Genomic DNA, 5,086 nt, shown 5'->3' on the forward strand with positions numbered 1-5,086 from the left:
CGGCTTGCGCCGCTGCTACAAGGGATTGCGTGTACCGCTGACGCGGCTTGTGCCGCTGTCACGGGGGATCGCGGTCTCTGTAGCAGCGGCGCGAGCCGCGTCGCTTTTGATGTATACATTTCCCGGATAGAGCTCGCGCAATTACGGGTGCCAAAGTTATAACGCCGTGAACATGCATGCGTTTATACAGTTGGATGTGACCGTTCGGCAGCGCCACTAAAAACAGCAGATGCTCTTCGATGTTTTCACATCCTTTTCACAGCCACTGTTCCACTATGAAATCCGCTGATGGAACAGCGCCCCAAATGCCCGCTTCGGCGGGCTTCTTATTGCCCGCGTTTCGCACTTTCCTCCTGTTTCAATCCCCCGCGTCTCCGTGTCGCGCGTTCGATGCCGTATCTGGTTTGGCATCATCCGCACCGTTCCGTATCATCAACTGCAGCTACTGCCCATTCATTCAAGGGAGCCTTCATGAGCCTCGATCATTTGAACAATGTGCCCGGTGTTACCGCGCAACCTGAAGCCGCCACATCCCAGTTCGTCTTCAACCACACCATGTTGCGGGTCAAGAACATCGAGAAGTCGCTAGACTTCTATACTCGCGTATTAGGTTTCAGTCTGGTTGAAAAGCGTGATTTCGCCGAAGCGCAGTTCAGCCTGTATTTCCTGGCGCTGGTGGACAAGTCGACCATCCCGGTGGATGACAAGGCGCGTACCACCTGGATGAAATCCATGCCGGGCATTCTGGAACTGACCCATAACCACGGCACCGAAAACGACGCGGATTTCGCCTACCACGACGGTAACAGCGATCCCCGTGGCTTCGGGCACATCTGTGTGTCGGTGCCGGATATCCACGCTGCCTGTGAGCGCTTCGAAACGTTGGGCGTGGACTTTCAGAAGCGTCTGACCGATGGCCGGATGAAGAGCATTGCCTTCATCAAGGACCCGGACGGTTACTGGGTCGAAATCATCCAGCCCGACCAGTAGACCACTCCCTCTGTAGCAGCGGCGCAAGCCGCGTCAGGGACGGCGTGGTGAACATGACCCACCGCGGTGTCTCAGACGCGGCTCGCGCCGCTGCTACAGGGGTGACGCAAGACCGTGTAGCGGCGGGGCAGGTTAGACCGGAATGTGCTGGCGGTAACGCTGATAGGCACCGTGGTAGGCGAGGACATTGGCAGGGATAGGTTGGGTGTGGCTGGTGTCGTCCAGCCGCACGCAGCGTTTGCATAACGCAGCCAACCCTTGAGGATCCTGACCGACGCACCAGGCAGCCTGAATGGCTGCGCCCAGGGCTGCCGCTTCCGGTTGTTCGGTACACACGACGGGCGCGTCCATGACGTCCGCCACCAACTGGCGCCACACCGGGCTTTTCGAACCGCCGCCGATCAAGCGTATGGCATGAGTCTGCAGGCCCCCGGCCCGCAGTAGATCCAGGCCATAGCGCAGGCCGAAGGTGGTGCCTTCCACGGCCGCGCGACACAGGTTCGCAGCGTTCAGGTTGTTGGTGGTCAAGCCCAGCACGGATCCGGTGGCGTGGGGCAGGGCAGGCACCCGTTCACCGTTCAAAAACGGCAGCATCACGATGCCTTCCGCCCCGATCGGCGCCTGTGCCACCGCCTGGTTGAATCCGCTGATGTCCAGCTGCAGCAGCTCGCGCACCGCCGTGGTGACGTTGGTCAGGTTCATGGTGCAGATCAGCGGCAACCACCCTCCCGACGACGAGCAGAAGCTTGCCACCGCCGGTTCCTCCAGCACGGTGGGACGGTCACTGTAGGCGTACACCGTGCCTGAAGACCCCAGGCTCATGGTGATGACCCCAGGGTGAATGTTGTCCGTGCCGATGGCGCCCATCATGTTGTCGCCCCCGCCACTGGCGACCACTGCCAGTGGATTGATGCCCAGGCGCGCAGCAATGCCCGGGCGAATCGTACCCACCGGCTGGTGCGCCTCGATCAACCGCGGTAACGCGGCTTCCAAACGTCCGCTCGGATCGATCTGCTGCAGCAGGGCCAGATCCCACTGGCGTTCGCGCACGTTGAAATAACCGGTGCCCGAAGCATCCCCGTATTCGGCGCGGGCCTGCCCGGTGAGCCAGAAATTCAGGTAATCGTGGGGCAGCAGCACATGGGCGATCCGTTCGAAGATCTCCGGATGGTGCTCCCGCGTCCAGAGCAGCTTGGACACGGTATAGCCCGGCGCGATCACCAGCCCCAGGCGCTCGAGCGAGCCCTGCTCACCGCCCAGCTCGGCCAGCAGGCGCTCGTTCTGCGGCGTGCTTTCGGTGTCGCACCACAGCTTCGCCGGCCGCAGCGCCTGACCATCGGCGTCGAGCAACACCAGCCCGTGCTGCTGCCCGGACACGCCGATACCCAGAATCTGCTGACCATCGATGCCGGCCTGAGCCAGCGCCTGGGCAGTGGCCTGCTCGAAAGCGGTGAGCCAATCACCCGTTTCCTGTTCGCGACGGCCGTTTTCGCCGCTGATCATGTGATGGGAAGCCGAGCCCTGGCCCATGACCTGGCCGCTGTCCGCGTCAAGGATCAACGCCTTGGTCCCTTGGGTGCCGCAGTCGATCCCGAGAAACATGGCCGCTTACTCCTTGCCGTCCAGCATATGTTCCAGGGTGGCCTGCACGCCCTGGGTACGCAGGCTGTGCAGATTGCGTTCGAACGCTGCCACGAACTCCGCCGACTGCGGGATCCGGGTGCCGAAGATTTCCTCGACGCCCAGCAGCTGCTCGGTGAGCGAGGCCGGGTCGGCAACCAGTGCCTGGCAGAACGCAGCGCGCGGGTCGGGAATGCTGTAGTGCGTGCCGTTTTCGTCGACGCCGCCCAGGTAGAGCGCCCAGGCCGCCACCACCAGCGCCGCACGCTCGGTGTTCTGCCCATCGGCGATCAGCCGGTTGATGGTCGGTACGGTGAACTTGGGAAACTTCGAAGAACCATCCGAGCAGACGCGCTCCAGTTGATCGGCGATGGCCTGGTTGGAAAAGCGCTCGATCAGGGTGTCCTTGTAGCCCTCGAGGTCGATACCGGGAACGGACGCCAGTTGCGGGGTGACGTCCAGGTCCATGTAGGCGCGGATGTAGCGCACGAACAGTGGATCGTTCATGGTTTCATGAACGAAGCGGTAGCCCTTCAGAAACCCAAGGTAGGTCAGGGCCAGGTGACTGCCGTTGAGCAGTTTGATCTTCATTTCTTCATAGGGCGTGACATCGTCGGTGAACTGCACGCCGACCTTTTCCCACGCGGGCCGACCTGCGCCGAACTTGTCTTCCAGCACCCACTGTACGAACGGCTCGCAGACCACCGGCCAGCTGTCGTCGACGCCATGGCGCTCGTGTAGCTGTGCGCGGTGGGCATTGCTGGTCATCGGTGTGATGCGGTCGACCATGGCGTTGGGGAACTGCACATGGCTGGCGATCCAGTCATGCAGCGCTGGATCATGCAGCGCGGCGAACGCCAGCAGGGCCTTGCGGGCGACCGCGCCGTTGTGCGGAAGGTTGTCACAAGACATCACGGTGAATGCTTCGATACCGGCATCGCGACGTTGCCTCAACGCCGCGCAGAGAAAGCCGAACACCGTGCCGGGTGACTGCGGATGAGCCAGGTCGTGCTGGATCTGTGGCAGGTGGGCCATGAACTCGCCGTTGCTGTCATCGATGCAATAGCCGCCTTCGGTAATGGTCAGCGAGACGATGCGCACGGAAGGCTCGGCCAGTTTATCGATCAACGCCTGAGCGCCATCTTCGGCCAGGAGCATGTCGGTGATCGCGCCGATCACGCGCACTTCGGTGTCCGGGGTATCGCCCAGCTCGACCAGGGTGTAATAGAAGTCCTGCTCGGCCAGGGCGTCGCGGACCTTGCGGTCTTCGCTGCGCAGTCCGGCGCCACAGATCGCCCACTGTTCGGCCTCTCCTGTGTTCATCAACGCATCGGTATAGAAGGCCTGGTGTGCGCGATGAAAACCGCCCACACCGATGTGGACGATGCCATGTGCACGGGTCGCAGGATCGTAGGTCGGCAACTGGATGTGTTCGGCGAGCTGGTGCAGATTCTGTCGATTGAGTTTCATCATCGGTCCTGTATCAGGCAGCGGCCTGGAGCGGTTTGGCCACGGCAATGCCCTGGGCGTCGAAAAGGTGGCAATACTGGGGATCCAGCAGCAGGCTCAGGCGTTCGCCGTACTGGCTGCGCAGGTCACCGCGAATGCGTAGGGTCAGCGGTTCTTGCGAGTCGGTGACGACATGGCAGAAGGTATCGCTGCCCAGGCGCTCGCTGACGTCGGCGGTCACCGCCAGTTGGCATTGCCCGGGTTGGGCAAGGTCGAGATGCTCGGGGCGAATTCCCAGGGTGACCGAATCGCCCACGTTCAACGTTTGGCTGACGCGAGGCAGGTAGATATGGGTGCCGGCGTCCAGGGCGACTTCGCAGCCTTGGCCGTCGACGCGGCTGAGCTTGCCCTTGAGGAAGCCCATCTTCGGCGTCCCCAGGAAACCGGCGACGAACAGGTTCGCCGGATGGTGATAAAGCTCCAGGGGCGAACCGACCTGTTCGACACGGCCACCGTTGAGTACCACCACCTTGTCGGCCAGGGTCATCGCCTCGACCTGGTCATGGGTCACGTAGATCATGGTGGCCTGCAGCTCCTTGTGCAGGCGCGACAGTTCCAGTCGGGTCTGCACGCGCAGGGCGGCGTCGAGGTTGGACAGCGGCTCGTCGAACAGGAAGATCTTCGGATGGCGCACGATGGCCCGGCCGATCGCCACACGCTGGCGCTGACCACCGGACAGCTGCTTGGGCTTGCGGTCGAGCAGGGCGCCGAGTTCGAGGATGCGCGCCGCTTCCGCCACCTTGCTTTCGACCTCGGCCTTGGGTTTGCCGGCCAGGTCCAGGGCGAACGACAGGTTCTTGCGCACGGTCATGTGCGGATACAAGGCGTAGGTTTGGAACACCATGGCCAGGTCGCGTTTGGCCGGCGTCACTTCGGTGATGTCGCGGCCGTCCAACTCGATGGTGCCGCTGCTCACTTCTTCGAGCCCGGCGATCAGGCGCAGCAAGGTCGACTTGCCGCAGCCCGA

4 protein-coding genes are annotated in these 5,086 nt (G+C 62.5%); 1 reads left to right on the plus strand and 3 read right to left on the minus strand.

All coding sequences use genetic code 11. The annotated features are described in order from the left end of the window. Positions 1–471: 471 nt before the first annotated feature. Complete coding sequence (gene gloA / locus B2V21_RS19530; protein WP_286917754.1) at positions 472–990, plus strand: lactoylglutathione lyase; 519 nt, start codon at positions 472–474, stop codon at positions 988–990. A gap of 132 nt (positions 991–1,122) precedes the next feature. On the opposite strand, the gene xylB is transcribed toward gloA, so the two are convergent. The 3 genes from xylB to B2V21_RS19545 all read right to left on the minus strand — a co-directional run. Further along, on the minus strand, positions 1,123–2,592 hold the full coding sequence (gene xylB, locus B2V21_RS19535) for a xylulokinase (RefSeq protein ID WP_286917755.1): 1,470 nt from the start codon (positions 2,590–2,592) through the stop codon (positions 1,123–1,125). A gap of 6 nt (positions 2,593–2,598) precedes the next feature. Beyond that, positions 2,599–4,080, minus strand: a complete 1,482-nt coding sequence (locus B2V21_RS19540; protein ID WP_286917756.1) for a mannitol dehydrogenase family protein — start codon at positions 4,078–4,080, stop codon at positions 2,599–2,601. 13 nt (positions 4,081–4,093) lie between these two features. After that, a partial coding sequence (locus B2V21_RS19545; protein ID WP_286917757.1) for an ABC transporter ATP-binding protein occupies positions 4,094–5,086 on the minus strand: 993 nt, incomplete at its 5' end.

It is taken from the genome of Pseudomonas sp. UBA6276, from assembly GCF_002438365.1.
Taxonomy (GTDB): Bacteria; Pseudomonadota; Gammaproteobacteria; order Pseudomonadales; family Pseudomonadaceae; genus Aquipseudomonas; species Aquipseudomonas coleopterorum.

Excerpts from the sequence above, each read along its gene's own strand:
- gloA (WP_286917754.1), top strand. The coding sequence starts at position 472 with ATGAGCCTCGATCATTTGAACAATGTGCCCGGTGTTACCGCGCAACCT.
- xylB (WP_286917755.1), bottom strand. The coding sequence starts at position 2,592 with ATGTTTCTCGGGATCGACTGCGGCACCCAAGGGACCAAGGCGTTGATC.
- B2V21_RS19540 (WP_286917756.1), bottom strand. The coding sequence starts at position 4,080 with ATGAAACTCAATCGACAGAATCTGCACCAGCTCGCCGAACACATCCAG.